The 18,016-nt window shown below is 36.4% G+C and carries 20 protein-coding genes and 2 pseudogenes; 20 read left to right on the top strand and 2 right to left on the bottom strand.

What is annotated here, in order from left to right:
- Position 1 precedes the first annotated feature (1 nt).
- From L1283_RS09685 to L1283_RS09735, 11 genes are all read left to right on the top strand, one after another.
- Positions 2 to 1,171 carry an efflux RND transporter periplasmic adaptor subunit gene (locus L1283_RS09685; protein ID WP_286735076.1) on the top strand — a complete coding sequence of 390 codons (1,170 nt, stop codon included), beginning with the start codon at positions 2 to 4 and terminating at the stop codon, positions 1,169 to 1,171.
- A gap of 108 nt (positions 1,172 to 1,279) precedes the next feature.
- Complete coding sequence (locus L1283_RS09690; RefSeq protein ID WP_021188766.1) at positions 1,280 to 1,720, top strand: thioredoxin family protein; 441 nt, start codon at positions 1,280 to 1,282, stop codon at positions 1,718 to 1,720.
- A complete protein-coding gene (locus L1283_RS09695; RefSeq protein ID WP_429626080.1) occupies positions 1,717 to 2,646 on the top strand; it encodes an FAD:protein FMN transferase in 930 nt (309 codons plus the stop codon). Before L1283_RS09690 ends, L1283_RS09695 begins: the two co-directional genes overlap by 4 nt.
- Positions 2,643 to 2,861, top strand: coding sequence for a DUF4266 domain-containing protein (locus L1283_RS09700; protein WP_021188768.1), 219 nt, complete (start codon positions 2,643 to 2,645; stop codon positions 2,859 to 2,861). The genes L1283_RS09695 and L1283_RS09700 overlap by 4 nt, the downstream gene beginning before the upstream one ends.
- A 31-nt stretch (positions 2,862 to 2,892) precedes the next feature.
- Positions 2,893 to 4,074, top strand: coding sequence for a DUF3570 domain-containing protein (locus L1283_RS09705; RefSeq protein WP_021188769.1), 1,182 nt, complete (start codon positions 2,893 to 2,895; stop codon positions 4,072 to 4,074).
- A 59-nt stretch (positions 4,075 to 4,133) separates the two neighbouring features.
- Positions 4,134 to 4,832, top strand: coding sequence for a phosphatase PAP2 family protein (locus L1283_RS09710; protein ID WP_236590822.1), 699 nt, complete (start codon positions 4,134 to 4,136; stop codon positions 4,830 to 4,832).
- Between the two features lie 3 nt (positions 4,833 to 4,835).
- Positions 4,836 to 5,411 carry a cytochrome b/b6 domain-containing protein gene (locus tag L1283_RS09715; RefSeq protein WP_021188771.1) on the top strand — a complete coding sequence of 192 codons (576 nt, stop codon included), beginning with the start codon at positions 4,836 to 4,838 and terminating at the stop codon, positions 5,409 to 5,411.
- Positions 5,412 to 5,509: 98 nt separating this feature from the next.
- Complete coding sequence (locus L1283_RS09720; protein ID WP_429626081.1) at positions 5,510 to 8,008, top strand: cation-translocating P-type ATPase; 2,499 nt, start codon at positions 5,510 to 5,512, stop codon at positions 8,006 to 8,008.
- 165 nt (positions 8,009 to 8,173) lie between these two features.
- Positions 8,174 to 8,863 carry a VIT1/CCC1 transporter family protein gene (locus L1283_RS09725; RefSeq protein WP_115046016.1) on the top strand — a complete coding sequence of 230 codons (690 nt, stop codon included), beginning with the start codon at positions 8,174 to 8,176 and terminating at the stop codon, positions 8,861 to 8,863.
- A gap of 68 nt (positions 8,864 to 8,931) precedes the next feature.
- A complete protein-coding gene (locus L1283_RS09730) occupies positions 8,932 to 9,516 on the top strand; it encodes an HD domain-containing protein (RefSeq protein WP_236590823.1) in 585 nt (194 codons plus the stop codon).
- 86 nt (positions 9,517 to 9,602) lie between these two features.
- A complete protein-coding gene (locus L1283_RS09735) occupies positions 9,603 to 10,463 on the top strand; it encodes an RteC domain-containing protein (RefSeq protein WP_021188773.1) in 861 nt (286 codons plus the stop codon).
- Positions 10,464 to 10,734: 271 nt separating this feature from the next.
- Here the strand turns inward: L1283_RS09735 and L1283_RS09740 are convergent, their stop codons facing one another.
- Positions 10,735 to 10,848, bottom strand: coding sequence for a winged helix-turn-helix transcriptional regulator (locus tag L1283_RS09740; protein WP_201649433.1), 114 nt, complete (start codon positions 10,846 to 10,848; stop codon positions 10,735 to 10,737).
- Between the two features lie 305 nt (positions 10,849 to 11,153).
- On the opposite strand from L1283_RS09740, the gene L1283_RS09745 reads away from it, so the two are divergent.
- From L1283_RS09745 to L1283_RS09770, 6 genes and pseudogenes are all read left to right on the top strand, one after another.
- On the top strand, positions 11,154 to 11,927 hold the full coding sequence (locus tag L1283_RS09745; RefSeq protein WP_115046010.1) for an NIPSNAP family protein: 774 nt from the start codon (positions 11,154 to 11,156) through the stop codon (positions 11,925 to 11,927).
- Positions 11,928 to 12,064: 137 nt separating this feature from the next.
- Positions 12,065 to 12,244, top strand: a complete 180-nt coding sequence (locus L1283_RS09750; protein ID WP_084825473.1) for a hypothetical protein — start codon at positions 12,065 to 12,067, stop codon at positions 12,242 to 12,244.
- A 47-nt stretch (positions 12,245 to 12,291) separates the two neighbouring features.
- Positions 12,292 to 12,654 (top strand): hypothetical protein, encoded by a 363-nt coding sequence (locus tag L1283_RS09755; RefSeq protein ID WP_021188776.1) that lies wholly within the window; start codon positions 12,292 to 12,294, stop codon positions 12,652 to 12,654.
- Between the two features lie 251 nt (positions 12,655 to 12,905).
- Positions 12,906 to 13,145: pseudogene (locus tag L1283_RS09760) on the top strand (hypothetical protein); the annotation flags it as partial.
- A gap of 43 nt (positions 13,146 to 13,188) precedes the next feature.
- Positions 13,189 to 13,629 carry a hypothetical protein gene (locus L1283_RS09765; RefSeq protein ID WP_424544477.1) on the top strand — a complete coding sequence of 147 codons (441 nt, stop codon included), beginning with the start codon at positions 13,189 to 13,191 and terminating at the stop codon, positions 13,627 to 13,629.
- Positions 13,630 to 13,759: 130 nt separating this feature from the next.
- The gene (locus L1283_RS09770) at positions 13,760 to 14,611 is read left to right on the top strand and encodes a substrate-binding domain-containing protein (RefSeq protein ID WP_115049350.1); all 852 of its coding nucleotides are present in this window, start codon (positions 13,760 to 13,762) and stop codon (positions 14,609 to 14,611) included.
- A gap of 48 nt (positions 14,612 to 14,659) precedes the next feature.
- Here the strand turns inward: L1283_RS09770 and L1283_RS09775 are convergent.
- Positions 14,660 to 14,866 (bottom strand): annotated as a pseudogene (locus L1283_RS09775) (IS66 family transposase); the annotation flags it as partial.
- A gap of 260 nt (positions 14,867 to 15,126) precedes the next feature.
- Here L1283_RS09775 and L1283_RS09780 point away from each other — a divergent pair.
- Genes L1283_RS09780 through L1283_RS09790 form a run of 3 tightly spaced genes read left to right on the top strand, consistent with a single transcriptional unit; the run spans position 15,127 to position 17,224 of the window.
- On the top strand, positions 15,127 to 16,065 hold the full coding sequence (locus tag L1283_RS09780) for a hypothetical protein (RefSeq protein WP_115046008.1): 939 nt from the start codon (positions 15,127 to 15,129) through the stop codon (positions 16,063 to 16,065).
- Positions 16,062 to 16,586, top strand: a complete 525-nt coding sequence (locus L1283_RS09785) for a hypothetical protein (protein ID WP_115046006.1) — start codon at positions 16,062 to 16,064, stop codon at positions 16,584 to 16,586. The genes L1283_RS09780 and L1283_RS09785 overlap by 4 nt, the downstream gene beginning before the upstream one ends.
- Positions 16,587 to 16,636: 50 nt before the next feature.
- Complete coding sequence (locus tag L1283_RS09790) at positions 16,637 to 17,224, top strand: M15 family metallopeptidase (protein ID WP_115046004.1); 588 nt, start codon at positions 16,637 to 16,639, stop codon at positions 17,222 to 17,224.
- Positions 17,225 to 18,016: the final 792 nt, after the last annotated feature.

Genomic DNA, 18,016 nt, shown 5'->3' on the forward strand with positions numbered 1-18,016 from the left:
AATGTATTCATTCAATATAAAAAATAAAAGCCTGGGCAAGCTAAAAATGTTATTTCCCACTTTAGGAATATTGTTGTTGGTCCAATGCCAAAACAAACCTGAGGAAGCGGTTAAACAAGCTGTTGTAAATGAAAGCAACACCGTCGTGTTAACAGATGCCCAATTAAAGAATGCGGCGGTTGAAACGGTACGTCTTTCAGAAAAAAACATTGCTTCTGTTTTAAAACTAAATGGGAAAATAGATGTCCCGCCACAAAACCTGATTTCGGTAAACGTGCTATTGGGCGGTTTCTTGAAAAGTACCCGCTTACTGCCGGGAATGTATGTACGAAAAGGAGAAACGATTGCCGTTATGGAAGATCCACAATATATAAAGCTGCAACAGGATTATTTGCAGGCCAAATCAAAACTGCACTTTGCGCAACTGGACTATCAGCGACAAAAAGACCTTAACCAAAGCCAGGCCAGCAGCGACAAGGTGATGCAGACGGCACAGGCAGAGATGAATAACCAACAAATTATGATGAATGCCCTGGCGCAGCAATTACGTCTTATCAACATCAATCCCAATAGCCTGTCGGCGGATAAAATCACCAAAACTATTCCGGTTTACAGCGCAATCAATGGCTTTGTGAGCAAGGTAAATGTGAACATCGGGAAATACGTAAACCCTTCAGATGTATTATTTGAATTGGTCAATCCCAATGATTTGCGCCTCAATCTGAAAGTCTACGAAAATGATTTAGATAAACTGAAAATCGGACAAAAACTACTGGCCTATTCCAATGCAGAACCCGATAAAAAATATCAAGGAGAGATCATTCTCATTAGTAGAAATGTTGGGGACGGTGGTATTTCGGAAGTGCATTGTCATTTTGAATCTCCCAGTGTAAGCCTATCCCCAGGCATGTATATGAATGCTGAAATAGAAGCCAAAACCACGTTCGCCCATGCCGTTCCGGAAGAAAGCGTGGTGAATTTTGAGGGAAAGGATTACGTGTTTGTGCAAACCGCAAAACAAACTTATAAAATGCTACCCGTAACCGTAGGCGCAAAAGAAAACGGCTTTGTCCAAATTGTAAACGCAGACGATTTTACAGGTAAAAACATCGTTTCTAAAAATGCCTACACGCTTCTGATGAAATTAAAAAATACGGAAGATGAAGAGTAACATCATACAGCGCAAAAAATTGCAAACCCAAGTAGTTATTGGAGTTGAGCAACCGGGTTACAATTTCAAAGACTATCATATTAAGAACTCATTTATAAAATTAAAACAATGAAAAAGATTCTCTTGATACTCAATTTGATCGTCGTGTTCCATGCATTTGGTCAGACCACAATAAATAATGCAAAACAACAGGCTAAAGAGCAGCACCGGCTGATCCTGTTAAATTTTTCCGGTTCGGATTGGTGCGTGCCCTGCATCAAAATGCACAAAACCATTTTTGAAAATGAAACTTACAAACAAATGGCTGATAGTCTTTTGGTGTATGTAAATGCTGATTTTCCCAGGAAAAAGAAAAACCAACCGCTATCCCAAACCATAAAGGAAAATGAGGCTTTGGCGGAGCAATATAATCCCGGTGGTGCTTTCCCTTATACACTTTTATTGGATGAAGATGGAAAAGTATTGAAAACCTGGGAAGGCCTCCCAAAAGTTGGTGTGGAAGGATTTACGAACGAAATCATCACCCAATATAAAAAAGTAAGAAAATGACACTAAAGGAATTTCGCAAAACCGAAAAGCTGATGGGGAATGCTTTTGAAATCACCGTTGTGGGCGCAGATGAGATTGTAGCCCATCGGCAAATTGATTCTGCCATTGCGGAGATTAAACGCATAGAGCAGTTATTTACCACATATAAATCAGATAGCCAGACAAACCTGATTAATGACAATGCCGGGATACAGCCGGTGAAGGTAGATACCGAAGTTTTTAACCTGATAGAGCGGAGCCTTCGCATCAGCAGCATTACAAACGGTTTTTTTGACATCACTTACGGTGGGGTAGATAAAGGTCTGTGGAATTTTGACAGGTCAATGACCAAGCTCCCTGATGCTGAAACAGCGAAGAAAATGGTTTATCTCATCAATTATCAAAACGTACTCCTGAACAGGGAAAGCAGTACTGTCTATCTCAAAGAAAAAGGGATGCGTATCGGTTTCGGTGGTATTGGGAAAGGTTATGCCGCAGAAATGGCTAAGGACATTTTGCAAAAGCAAGGTGTGGGTTCTGGTATCATCAATGCTTCAGGCGATTTAACCGTTTGGGGTAAACAGGCAAACGGCAAACCCTGGACGATAGGAATTGCCAATCCTGATCAGGCCCGGCTGCCATTTTCTTATCTGAACCTTACAGACACGGCTATTGCCACCTCGGGCAACTATGAAAAATATGTGAAGATTGGCGGAAAAAAATATTCACACACCATCAACCCCAAAACAGGAATGCCGATTACCGGGATTAAAAGTGTAACGGTTATCTGCCCCAATGCAGAGATCGCAGATGCGATGGCTACACCTGTAAGTATTATGGGCGTTAAGGCAGGATTGGAAATGATTAACCAAATCCATCAAATAGAATGCATCATCATAGATGATAAAAACAAAATATTCACTTCAAAAAATATCAATTTATTATGAGAACAAATAAGATAATTCTGTTAGGCGCTATCGGTACATTATTGCTTGGCTCTTGCACCACTGTGAAAGAGTATCAGAAGAACAAACTCAACGATGCCGAAATGATACTGAGCAATCGTACCATAGAAAGGACTGAACTGAACTTTCAATCATACCGTGAAGGTGCTTCCGGAGCCAATGCGGGGAAAAGTGGCGGAGGTTGCGGATGTAATTAAAATCAGTGAAATGCTAACATAAAAAAGAAAAATGAAACGAATATATATAAGTGCGTTAGGACTTCTTAGTTTTTATCAGGTCCAGGCACAGCAGATAAAAGAAGATTCTGCTTCGGTAAGAAAACTAAAGGTGGATGAAGTGAACTTAGTGTCGAGTTATTACAGGCAGGATGGAAACAATTCTGCGGTAACAGGCGGTATCGGAACAGAAAAGCTGACAGATATTTCCAATATCATCAATGTAAAACTCATCCGGTATGACAAGAAAAAACGCAAGCACACCTTTGTAGGAGAATTGGGTGTAGACCACTATACTTCAGCTTCCTCTGATAGGATAGATTTGAAAGCCAATTCTTCTGCATCGAGTAGTGACACCCGAGTTTATCCATCATTAACCTGGCAACTGGAGAATGAAGAAAAAGGGAATAGTTTTATGGCAGGTGTATCTTCTTCCACGGAATTTGACTACCAGTCATTTGGGGCAAATATTGGATTCTCTAAGAAAACAGCCAATAAAATGGGGGAATTTACGGCTAATCTTCATGGGTATCTCGATCAGGTAAAACTTATTGCGCCAATAGAATTGAGAACCTACGGAACAAAGGAAGACGCCGGAACAAAAGGTCGGAATACTTTCGCAGCATCACTTTCCTATTCGCAGATTATCAATGCCAATTTGCAGCTCGTATTTCTTGTAGATGCCGTTCAGCAAAATGGACTATTGAGCCTGCCGTTCCACCGGGTATATTTTTCTGATAATAGTGTACATCAGGAAAAACTTCCCGATAATAGGTTCAAACTTCCTTTGGGGTTCCGTGCCAATTATTTCTTAGGTGACAGGTTCATTATTCGTACCTACTACCGCTATTATACAGATAACTGGGGTATAAATTCCCATACTTTCAACATAGAAACACCCGTAAAATTATCTCCTTTTGTCTCGCTCAGTCCTTTCTACAGGTATTATACACAGACTGCGGTGAAGTATTTCGGTGCTTATCAGACACACAGCGAATCAAACGAGTTTTATACCAGCAATTATGATCTGTCCAAATTCAACAGCCAGTTCTTTGGTATGGGTGCGCGTTTCAATCTTCCTAACGGATTATTCGGAATCTCAAAATTCAATATGATTGAGATTCGCTATGGGCATTATACAAAAACAACGGGTATGAAGGGTGATATTATTTCGTTGAACCTCAAGTTTAAATAAAAATGAAATATCTATTCTTAGTATTCCTTGTATGCCCAACGTTACTTTTTTCTCAAAAGATGGAGGCAGACAGTAGCGTAATATCCCAAAAGACAGATCCTGTATATCAGTTTTCGGCAAAGAAGCTCATCATTCCTTCAGTTCTGGTATCGTATGGTATTTTAAGTTTAATGTCCGATGACTTGAAAAAGCTTAACCAATCGACCCGTTACGAGAGCATGGAACATATCTTGCCCGGAGCCAAGATTGACAACTATACACAGTATGTACCTGCTATTGCCGTTTATGGACTAAATCTGGCCGGTGTAAAAGGGAAGCACAATTTTAAGGATAGAACCATCATTTATATAACCTCACAACTCCTATCGGCAGCAATCGTTTTACCCACCAAACAGTTAGTTGGCGAGGAACGTCCGGATGGTTCCAGTAAGACTTCTTTTCCATCAGGTCATACGGCTACGGCTTTTTCATCCGCACATTTTATGTTCAGGGAATATAACGAAACCAATTTTTGGCTAAGTATTTCCGGCTACCCGATTGCTGCCATGACAGGCATCTACCGGGTTTTTAATGACAAACATTGGGTTGGGGATGTAATTGCCGGTGCAGGTATTGGCATTCTGTCTACAGAAATGGCTTATTGGTTATTTCCGACCATTTCAAAATGGTTTACCGGCAAAAAGAATCAGTCATCATTGGTTATTCTGCCCACTTATCAAACAAAACAATTTGGATTAGGAATTATTAAAATATTTTAAAAAATGAAAAAAGAAAATAAAAATCAGTTTACGGCAACCCACCGGATCTTACATTGGTCGGTTGCACTATTAATGTCTGTTTTATTTATTACCGGATTTTTACGGATGTACTGGATGAGCAAAAAAACAATTATTAATACCGTTCAAACCGGGATGCAAAGGCACAACATTTCCCTGGAAAAGGAACAGATAATATCTATGGTAAAAAGCATTCAAAAACCGATGTGGGAATGGCATGAATATGCTGCCTACATGATGGTTCTGGCATTTTTGGCAAGGATAGTTTATATGCTTGTAAAGGGAATTAAATTTCCTGATCCGTTGAAGAAATCCCAGTCGGTAAAGGAAAGAATGCAAGGATTTATTTATATCGTTTTTTACTTGTTTGTCGCCGTTTCTATCATTACGGGATTTTACCTGAAATGGGTAGATGGCCAATGGAGTGACCAGATATCTGCGATACACAAATGGGCAGTTTATTGGTTCCCGATATTCATTTTATTGCATTTTGGCGGAATCGTAATTGGTGAATTGACAAATAAAAGAGGAATCGTTTCCAAGATGATCGGTGGAGAATAAATAAATAATTCATATTAAAAAATAATTGGTAACCTATTAATTTAGTTATTCCGAAAGCAGTTTCAATACTTGAAACTAATCATCTAAAATTAAAAAATATGACAACCTATAATATTCCAAAACATCTCACAGGTCTTTCGGAAGAAGAGCTAAAAATTTCCCAAAATAAATTTGGTTATAACCACTCAGACAGTATAAAAAAGAATACCTGGTACAATATGTTATTGGCTATTCTCAAAGAACCGATGTTGCTTTTACTCATTGCAGTGGCTGTCATCTATGTGATTGTGGGCAATTATTCCGAAGCGGCTTTTATGTTGGGAGCAACCATAGCTGTTTCAGGTATCTCATTCTATCAGGACAATCGCAGCAAAAAGGCACTGGAAGCGCTGCAAAAACTGAACGAACCACTCAGCACGGTTATCCGAAATTCAAAAGTAATACAAATTGCTACCCACGAAATTGCCGTGGGCGATTTATGCATTACTGAGGAAGGAAAAATGATTAATGCCGATGGTGAAATAGTGCACAGCAATGATTTTTCCGTAAATGAAGCCTCTCTTACAGGAGAAAGTTTTTCTGTGTTTAAAAATCAGGATACCGAAGACAGAAAAATATATAGCGGTACTTTGACAGTTTCAGGACTGGCGGTTTTTAAAGTAGAAAAAATCGGTTCAGAAACCAAGCTGGGAAAAATCGGAAAATCCATTCAGGAGATTAAAGAAGAGCGTTCACCACTGCAAATCCAGATTACCAAATTTGTAAAATGGATGGCAGTTATTGGAATAGTGGTTTTTCTGATGGTTTGGGCATACAGTTTCTGGCAATCACGGAATATTATAGAAAGTCTATTGGTCGGGCTGACTTTGGCAATGTCCATTTTACCGGAAGAAATTCCCGTGGCTTTCACTACGTTTATGGCATTGGGAGCGTGGAAACTAATGCGTGAAGGTATAATAATCAAGCGTAGCAGCGTGGTAGAAACACTGGGAAGCACTACTGTAATTTGTACAGATAAAACCGGAACAATTACTGAAAACTCCATGCGACTGAAAGCCCTTTTCGATTACAAATCCAATCAGGTTTTTGACGAAGAACGTTTCAATGCACCCGAACTTTCCGAACTCATTGAGTTTGCGATGTGGAGCAGTGAACCCGTTCCGTTTGATCCGATGGAAAAAACACTTCATGAGATTTATGAGCAAGCTCAACCGAATGACCGACGGAAAGATTTTCAAATGGTGCACGAATATCCGTTGGACGGTAAGCCTCCGATGATGACGCATCTTTTTGAAAACCATTCTGGCGAAAGAATAGTGGCAGCCAAAGGTGCTCCCGAAGCCATTCTTGCTGTTTCCAATCTTTCGGAATACGAAAAAGACAAACTGCGTCAGCATATCAGTGATTTTGGCAAACAAGGTTACCGGATATTAGGCGTTGCCAAATGTTATTTTAAGGGAAACAATTTTCCCGAAAAACAGCAGGATTTCAATTTTGATTTTTTAGGATTTACTGTGTTTTACGACCCTCCTAAAAAAAATATCCAGCAAGTATTCAAGAAAATTTACGATGCCGGAATTAAAGTAAAAGTGATTACAGGCGACAATGCCGACACCACAAATGCCATTGCCCGACAAGCGGGTATTGTCAACCATACTCCGGCTGTTAATGGTGCTGAAATCATTCATCATTCCGAAGTAGAATTAATAGAGCTTTCAAAGACAACAACCTTATTTACAAGGATGTTTCCCGAAGCAAAGCTGGCAATAGTAAACGCTTTGAAGCAAAACGGAGAAGTGGTGGCTATGTTGGGTGATGGTGTGAACGATGCCCCTGCACTGAAAGCCGCTCATATTGGTGTCGCTATGGGAAACAAAGGAACAGAAATAGCCAAAGCAGCAGCCTCACTGGTGATTACCAACGATGATTTAGACAAACTCATTACAGGAATTGCTGCAGGGCGCCGGATTTACGCCAATATCAAAAAAGCTATTCAGTATATTATCTCTATTCATATTCCGATTATTCTCACCGTTTCACTGCCTTTGTTTTTAGGTTGGATTTACCCGCATATTTTTACGCCGGTACATGTTATTTTTCTGGAGCTCATTATGGGGCCAACCTGTTCCATTGTCTATGAAAACGAACCGATAGAGAAAAATGCAATGTTACAAAAGCCACGTAAAATGACAGAAACCTTTCTGAACCGGAAAGAATTAAGCATCAGCATTATTCAAGGCTTGATAATTACAGCAGGTGTATTATTCGTTTATCAATTTGCCGTTCAAAAGGGAAGTAACGAAGAAACTACAAGAGCAATGGTTTTTACTACCTTAATTTTTTCCAATATATTTTTGAGTCTAGCGAACCGCTCTCTCACTTATAGTATATTCGACAGCTTCAAATACAAAAACCGTTTATTTCCGGTTATCATCGGAGCAACGTTGGCATTACTTTTTGCCATATTGTATATACCCCGTTTTGCTGATTTCTTTAATGTAACCGGGTTGAACATCCCGGAATTAGGAATGTCGTATTTAATTTCGGCGGCTTCGGTTCTGTGGTTTGAGATGTATAAATGGATAAAAAGAAGATAATAAAGCAATGATTTTGCAATGCGAGATTACTTTTAAAACCTCCACAAAGGAAAATATGCCGTGAATATCGTAATTGGTGAATTGACAAATAAAAAAGGAATCGTATCCAAGATGATTGATGGAGAATAAAATAATTTAAACTAAACAATATAAATAACTACAAAAATGGAATTGGAAAAACATTATGTAAACAGAGTGGGTTGGCTAAGGGCGGCTGTTTTAGGCGCTAATGACGGATTGCTTTCCACCACAAGTATTGTAATCGGCGTTGCCGCCGCAGAGCCCAACCGACATGCTATAATTTTGGCAGCTTTGGCAGGAACCATCGCAGGCGCTATGTCGATGGCCGCAGGAGAATATGTTTCTGTAAGCTCACAGTCGGATACAGAAAAGTCGGACATCAACAGGGAGAAGATGGAGTTAGAAAAAATGCCTGAAATTGAACTCCACGAATTAGCAAAAATTTATGAAAAAAGAGGGGTAAGCAAAGAAACCGCAATGCTCGTCGCGAAAGAACTAACAGATCACGACGCTTTAGAAGCACATGCAAAAGATGAATTGGGAATAAATGAAATTACGATAGCAAAGCCTTTTCAGGCCTCCATAGCATCTTTTTTCTCCTTTCTTTCAGGTGCTGCATTGCCAATGATTCTCGCAATTTTTGCTCCAGAAAAAGATATGGTGTATTACCAATATGCTTTTTCAATTGTTTTTCTGATGATTTTGGGGGCTTTAGCGGCTAAAACCGGAGGATCCAACATTGGGGTAGCCGTCATGAGAATCTGCTTCTGGGGAACTATTGCAATGGCCGTAACTGCTATTGTAGGGCATGTATTTGGTGTAAATGTTTCCTGAGAAAGATGAATAACAAAATCAAATGAATATTCAATTTTAATATGAATGACAACTGAATATCGATGCAAATGTACTTAGAAAGAATAAAGAAGTATGTAGTCCGCCTATTTGAATTGCGGACTACACCGGATCTGTGCTACCATAATCTGGAACATACACAGACCGTTGTTAAAAACGCAACCGAAATGGCAGATTTTTATCATTTAAACGATAAGGAAAGATTTGTTTTGTTCGCAGCGGCATGGTTTCATGATACCGGTCAATTATTGGGGCCAATGGATGGTCATGAAAAAAGAGGGGCATATATTATGGAACAATTTCTACATAGCCAGAAAATTGATCCCAGTACTATTGCTGAAATAAGCAAAGCAATTATGGCAACAGTGTTAAACGCTGAACCTGAAGGTTTGATCGAAGAGATTTTAAGGGACGCTGATGTATATCATTTAGGAACCCATGATTTTCGACAAATAGATAAACTTGTATGGAAAGAAACAGAGCAACGTACCAAGAAAAAAATAGCTGATAAATTACAAAAATCATTGGTCTTTCTCAATAAGCACCAATTTTATACCACTTATTGCAAGGACAGGCTCTTAGCCGGAAAGAATGCGAATGTGGCTTATCTCAAAAGTTTGATAAAGGCTTCTTAAGAATGCAAATAATTTTATTATTGAATATTTATGATTTAATACAAGGGAAACACTTTAACGAATAACCATTTTAAACTAGCTTTTAAATGAAAGATTATTGTAAAAATATAATAAGAGAATTAGATGATGAAATTAATGAGTTATCTGTCGAATTGAATGACTCTTTAGCGATATACGAAAAGGCTATTGGCTTAACTATAGAAAAAATAGCTGATTTAAAACAATTTGTAGTAAAAATTGGGTTTAAAGACATTAATGAAGAAATCCACTTTTTCAAAAATCTGAAACCTACCATTGTTTCAAAACTAATTTACTATAATGCCATTTATAAAATTGAAACTAAGAAGCCTAATGACGCAAAGGCTATTCGGAAATACTTTAGAGAAGAATTGAAAAAATTGAAAAGGTATTTTGACAACAATCTCGAATTTTATAAATACTACCGAACGAACAATTCCTTTGTCGATGAAAAGCTGTTTGTTCTAGGAAAACATGATATAAAATTAAGTTTGGACACTGTTTATTTTGAAACAGACCATAGATTTTCCACTTCCCACGATTATAAAGCTGCAAAGATTATTGCCAATGACCTGATACAACTCTATCTTGAAGATCAGCTAAATAATACTAATTATAATTGTAATCATAAAAAATCCAATAACCCACCTTTAAACTGGACAGGCAACAAAACCGCTTTAACCGAATTGATTTACGCCTTATATTCACAAGGGGTATTTAGAAATGCAGACATCAAAGTCATCGCCAAAACATTTGAAAGTACATTCAATATCAGTTTGGGTGACTTTTATCATACATTTATGGAACTTAAATCCAGAAAAATAAACCGGACGAAGTTTCTTGACAGCCTATGCGCTGCGCAACTCCCTGTGAAAAAGAAAGGGATTACCTTAAACAATATGCGTAGCCTTTTTTTCACTGATAAATAAATGTCTCCAGCTTTTGGGGGTAAGTCCATCATCTGATAAGACTCGTCTATCAAGTGATCTGCTTTTGCTGAAATATTGCGTTCTTGACGCTCGATTTCAGAAAGTATAGTACTCAATGAGAAATTCATATCCTATAAATTTTATAAGCGGAAAATTCCGCAAATACAAAATTTATACTTTAAAATGAATAAAAAGCCCAAGCTATGCCCAACTTGGGTAAGATTTTTCTATCCAAAGTGTAATAAAAGAAAGACATTAGACCCGGGCATACTCAATCAGGCTGTTTTGTATGGAGGGTTAATTCACTGTGCTGCAATCCCCATTCAATCATAGATTCAAGGACTGTTTTGAACGATTCACCCGATTGGGTCAGTTCATACTCCACCGTAATCGTAGTAGAAAAAGATACCGCAGATATTATCTCTTATCAAAAAAACAGGGCAGATAATGTGAAGCTGGAAATCGAAACTAATTAGAGGCGGGTGAGGCAGAATAGTGCAGGGATTATTGAAAGTGAAATGGAACGCATTAAGAATGACCCAGATTTACAGCGTTTGGTACTACAGGAAAAGTAGCCAGTCACGGACTTGCTTTCACCAGGGGCATTTTTTACCCTGCAAAATAAATATTCAATTGTTTTATTGAATATAAGGAGTGGTTTTTATACCTTTATGGAAACAGAAAATAAATATGCGATATTTCATTTTTTTATTTGCCGCTATGCTGCTATTCAGCACTGGAATATCTGCACAGAAAAAACAGGAGTTTTATGAAATAAAAGTTTATCATTTTAACACCATAGAACAGGAAAATATTATTGATAAATATTATGAAAAAGCCTTTATTCCTGCCGCTCACAAATTGGGAATAAAAAGTATTGGTGTGTTTAAACCGATTGCAAATGATACGGCAACAAAAAAATACATATATGTAATTCTTCCTTTAGCTTCTGCAGAGCAAATGATTAGCATACCTTCCCAACTTGAAAGAAACGCTGACTACATGAAAGCAGGAGATGAATATATCAATGCCCCGTATACGACCCCACCGTATACACGATTTGAATCTATTTTTTTAAAAGCATTCAAAACAGCACCGCTGATGCAATTGCCTAAGCTTAGCTTACCGAAAGCAGAACACGTGTATGAGTTAAGAAGTTACGAAGGACATACTGAAAAGATTTATCGTAATAAGGTGCACATGTTTAATGAAGGGGGTGAGGTGCCTCTTTTTAAAAGATTAAACTTCAATGCAGTTTTTTATGCGGAGGTAATTACAGGCAGCCATATGCCCAACCTTATGTATATGACAAGTTTTGAAAACATGAAAGATCGAGATGCCCATTGGAAAACTTTCGGAGACGATAATGAATGGAAAACTTTGTCTGCAAAACCCGAATATCAAAAAAATGTTTCCAAGGCAGACATCATACTGATGAAGGCTACTGCTTATTCAGACTATTAAACCTTTCAGCTAAAACCCTACTTCCCTTATAATGTCCGTCTTCAAAGAAAAGTTCACCGGTATTGTGTTAAATTCTAAAGGAGGCATACTGGCATGAGATTAAAGTTAAAGAACAAAATAACACACAAAATAATGAAATGAGTAATTTCGATAACTATTTCGACAACCATTATATCCATAAAACTAATTGGCTTAGAGCGGCAGTCCTTGGTGCAAATAATGTTATATTATCAGTGGCCAGCATTGCTATTGGTGTAGCTATGGCCATTGACTTTTGCTACGTGTCATTAGTGGTCATTGTAACAAAGACAAAGTAACCCTAAAAAATATCATGACAAGTTAAAAATAAAGCGACTAACAAACAATGGAAAAAGCATTAAAACCAGAAGATATTACAGACTTATTTTTGGAATACATAAACACAGGAAATATTGATGGACTAATATCAATATATGAAGATGACGCTGTTTTAATTACAGACAGAAATCACTCATTTGCTAAAGGTAAAGTAGAAATAGGAGATTTTTACATTTCATTATTGGTTGATAAACCTATATTTGAAAAAGGTCAACAGCGACCAGCAATTATCAATGGAAATTTAGCGTTGACTTCATCCAGACTTTTAAATGGATTTGTGACTGCCGAAGTTGCGCGACAACAAAATGACGGAACTTGGAAATGGAGTATTGACCAGCCAATTATTGCTATTGAGAAAGATGAAAAATAGAACAACGAACCGCTAACAGGGTATTTGCAATAGTGCGGCTTGACATTAAATGCTCGACTTTGGTAATTCTATTTAACTTTAGGACAAAACTCGGCTGACGGTTCGCTATTTCCGCACCATCCCAAATTCTAATTTTAAAATATGACAGATTCAAATAATAAAGAGATTAACTATACATCATTAGATATTGCTATTAAAAGAAGTAATGACTTAGAAAAGGATTTACATCTTAATCCTCAAAACATAGAGTTTTAACTGGAGATAGACCTACTGGGAATTTGCACATTGGACATTATTTTGATTCATTACAAAATAGAGTTCGTTTGCAAGATTTGGGTGTGGAAACCTATATTTTAATTGCAGATTATCAAGTATTAACTGATAGAGATATTTTTCAGGATATTTCTAAATTCGTTACAGAACTTACTTTAGATTATTTGGCTTGTGGATTAGACCCTTTAAAAAATAAGACACATATTTTTTCCCCATAGTCACATACCGGAACTTAATCAACTAACGATACCATTTTTATCATTGGTTTCAAATGCAGAACTTAATAGAAATCCCACTACAAAGGAAGAAATTACAGCTTCGGGTCAAAGTGTTATCAATGCCGGAATGTATACATATCCCGTTCATCAGGCGGCTGATATTTTATTTTGTAAAAGTGATGTTGTTCCTGTCGGGAAAGACCAACTCCCTCATATTGAAATGGCAAGAACAATAACAAAAAGGTTTAATACGAAATTTAAAACAAATGTTTTTAAAGAACCGATTGGTTTATTAAGTGAAACTCCTGTGATTTTAGGAATAGATGGTTCTCAAAAAATGAGTAAGAGCAGGAATATTCCATCCCATTTTTTTTGTACTTTTGTAATTGATTTACAAGGAAATTCGAAGAATTTGAATGCGATGAGCACCATTACTAAATCGTTACCGACAACGATAGATCGCCTCGTAAGCTGTTATTTATAAGCTACTTTAGCTTTTTCTAACGTTTTTTTAAAAAAATAGTAAGCAAAATACTATCTTATATTCATAAAAAGATAATATTTTGTAAACATAGGATCATTTTTATTTTTTTATTTTGGTGATAATGAGTAATATGATTTTATATCGCCTTGTTTTTATAATCCTATTTGGTCTTAATATCATTTTTCTGTCTTGCGATAATACCGACCACACCATCAAAATGAAAGGTTCAGATACGGAGGTCAATCTCGCCGTTAATTTAGCCGAAGCATATAACCAAACGGACCCTACATTCAGTATGGCCATTTCAGGCGGAGGCTCGGGACTCGGTATTACTTCGCTATTAAATGGACAAGCAGATATCGCCAACTCATCACGTCCCCTGACCGAAGAAGAACTGGCGCTCTTCAAAAAGAACAATATGCCTTTAAAGACTGTTGTTTTTGCCGAAGATGCCACTGCATTTGTCGTTCACAGTGATAATCCCATCACGGAGCTGGACGTAAATACACTATCAAAAATCATGAGTGGCGAAGTCGAAAACTGGGAATCAGTAAGCGGACAGCATGTTCCAATAAACATATACGGCAGGCAGAGCAGCTCAGGTACTTACTCATTTATTCGCAAAAAGCTAAAAATAGCCTATAGTCAAAAGGCGAAGGAAATGACCGGAAACGCACAAATTCTGGAAGCCATCAAAATTGACAAGTCTGGTATCGGTTATGTCGGGGCTGGTTATATTTCGAAGAAGATTCAAGACAACAATGGAATCAAGGTATTGAAAATCAAAAACAACGTGGATTCCATTGCCATATCCCCATTAGACCCAACAGCTATAAAAAACAGATTATACTTCTTTCAACGCCCCCTCTATCAGTTTATTCCCGAAAAATCATGGAGCAAAGTGCTTTCATTTATTCAATTTGAGACAAAGGGTGAAGGGACTAAGATCATCGAAAACTCAGGTTATTACCTTATTCACTAAAATAACATGCAGTACAAACAACGAATAACTATGTATCCGTCCTATGAACTACAGTTCTGTTGATTTTTTAAAGTTCTGCGGATAAAGATTCTTTAAGTTTTTATGGTTTATTGACATGATGTTTTGCAGCGTATGCTTTAACCACTCGAAAGGGTTGACATCATGCTTTTTGCAGATAGCAAAGAATGAGTAGATCATCGCTGCACGCTGTGCTGCTTCATGGCTTCCGGCGAAGAGGTAATTTTTCCGGCCCAGGTTATGTAAAGTTTTACATAACCTGGGAGAAAGTCTAAGAAAAAAAAGGTAATATTGTCAGGTCATTGGTAATGATAACCCTTGAACCAAAATCAGGGGGGTCAGTATGCCCGGAATGGGGTCAACATCATCGGAATATGCACATAAGATTATTTTAGAGATTATCAATGAAACATTGGGGATAAAATACATGTCCGCAAACCTCAAATATCATAAAAAAGCTGTCGACATATTTAATAAACTACTATCGAAAAATCTAAATGAAACATTTTATTATCCTTTTGCTCCTAATCCCTAATTTTGTTCTATCACAGAAATTGATAGATACGGATATAAACCAAAAGCTACAGCATTTTCTAGCTAAAGAAAAAGAAATGGGGAACGCAATTTTTCTGCCAACTGCAAAAATCATAACAGTTGCCAGTTGGAATCAACCAATTATATTCCAAAGGGAGCAAAATACTATTCCTAATCTATTAGTTTTTTATACAACGTTTAAAAAAGACTCTGCCCTCGCAGAAATACAATATGACTGGGATACCAGCAATTTTCAAACAGGTACCCAGAGCAATAAACCAAAAGAATTTATTTATGCAATGTGCTTGAAATATGAAGATATAGTAAAAGAAATTACTGAAAAGCATGGAATTGGTAAAAAAGAGGGCTATTATACACCTGATGATATAAAAAAAGAATTTGTTAATATAGTACAATCAAATTCATGGAAAGTAAATGATTCGATTTCGATTAAGTCATCTCTAAAACTGATAGATTTACCTCTAAATGTTGCAGGGAAAAAGCCATTTTATAAGATTAGTGTATATTTAAGTAAGAAGAGATCTTGGTTGCTTAAGCAAAATGAATTATTAGAGCTAGACACAAACTTCAAAGAGTTCTATAAAAAAGTAAAAAGTAATGAATTAAAAAATGCTTCCTACTACATTACCCAAAGATTAAATGGGAAAATTAATCAAAGTGATTGGCAAAACCTTTCTAAACAGTTTAATCAAAGTGAAGATATGGTGTTTATAAATCAGATTGAGAAATTAGCAACATTCTCTGAAGATTATGTTTTTCTGAATTACAAATATCAAGGTGGCAGAAAAGGTATAGAAAATTTTATTCTAGAGGTAGGATTTGACAAAAACAAAAAGATTAATAGCATAAGGTCAATAAAAAATAAAAATTTTCAATTATGAAAAAAAAGGATCTATTTGATATTTCAATAAAAATCATAGGAATATTTCTAGTTTTATTTAGTATCAATTCAAGCAAAGAATTATTATTATATAACGCTGTATCAAATAGCAGTGCCAATATGAATGAACAAAATTCGGTTCTTCTTATTCTTTTGTCAAATCTGATTCTGCAACTATTGATCGCCTTTCTCTTCCTACTAAAATCTGAAGTATTTGTACATTTTTTTATTAACGATGATCCTACAAATAATAAAGCATTAGCTTGCAATAAATTTGAAGCATATAGATGTGGATTAATCTTAATTGGTATCACTTTGGTTATTTTATCATTACCTAGCTTTATAGTGAATCTGTTTAAATACATATATTTAGTTCAGAATGACGTTCGAAATAGAGAATTTGAATTTATTAATTTTGTCACTCAAGGTATCAAATTACTATTATCCATGACAATTATTTTTTGCGCAACCAAAATTAGCGCATACTTTTCTAGTTCAAAAGTTTACAAAGACAATTATTAACTGAAAAAGAACCTTTTAATGGATGTTTGAAGTTATTTAACTTTAGTATTATGCAAACGCTAAAATTGAAGTATAGGAGAAGAAGCAAAATGGTATTAAATGGGGTAGATCCAAGTTTTGCGTTTAAAGTCACTCTTCTATTAAGAAGCTGTGAAAGTAAAGGTGTCGACTTTCTATTAACAGAAGGTTTAAGAGATCCTTATAAACAGGCAAATCTTTGGAAAAATGGTCGTTCAGATATTGACATAGCAGAAAAAATTGAATTTTTAAGGATTCAAAACGCTTCTTTCATAGCGAACTGCCTATTGAAAATTGATGATTTAACAAGTATTAATGATACTTCTACTAATGCATTACCTGGAGAATCTTGGCATCAGTTTGGTCTTGCGGTTGACTGTGCGTGGCTTATCGGGGATAAGTTATGTTGGGATAACAAATTTTTATTTAATGGTATAAACGGTTATGAAATTCTAGCTAATGAAGCTGAACGACTAAATATCTGTTCGGGTCATAGTTGGACAACCCTAAAAGATAGTTGCCATTTACAAGCGAACTTCGCTACCCCATCACAAATGTTCTCTTGGAAAGAGATCAATAATACAATGGAAAAGAGATTTGGTCATTTATTGAAAATCTAATTGTGGTCTAAAAAACTGGAAATTTCACCGAAAATAGGTCATCCCCCGTATGTAATCCAAATTTATTATGATGTAAAATAAATATTATAAATTGGTTATACCTCTTCAAGTTACACCTATGTTCCATTTCTTAAGATGCAAAAAAATGGTTCGATTGTTAGGAGGGCACTGAAAAAGTCCCCTTGAAAAATTAGCATTTTCAAGAAGGTCGAAAATCACGGATTAAACCCTTTGAGAAATCGGTTATTTGTAGCATTATTGATAAAAGCTTTCAAATAGACAAAGGAAAAGGGCTTACGAACATAAAAATTCATAAGCCCTTTTTTTGTTGATAGTTTTTCAGTGCCCCCATTGTTAGTGCCCCATTTTTCCTATAGCTTGGATTGGACTTTTCTAATTTTTGCTAAGCTTACCTTATCTAGAAGTGAAAAAGATTCCTTAATTCGACTTAAACCGGGAATCTGGGGAGATGCTTAAATCATAGCACAGGATAAGTCCATATTTAGAAGGATATGGGATACTTTATACAAAAATTTGAAATAGTATCTACCTTGATATTATATTAAAGCTGTAAATGAACATTGCTAACGATAAAAATTTATTGTTTAAATATCACTTGCGTCCTAAACGTTTAAAAAATGGCGGTGTTTTGATATAGCGAGATCGCTATATTTAAATCACAAAATTATAACACACCCCATGATAAATTTAAATGTTTTTAGTCAGATTTTATCTCTTATCGACCGCGAATTATTCAAAGATTTGGTTTCAAAGCACAAAAGTGACAAACAT

The organism is Sphingobacterium sp. HSC-15S19 (assembly GCF_050433745.1).
GTDB lineage: Bacteria > Bacteroidota > Bacteroidia > Sphingobacteriales > Sphingobacteriaceae > Sphingobacterium > Sphingobacterium siyangense.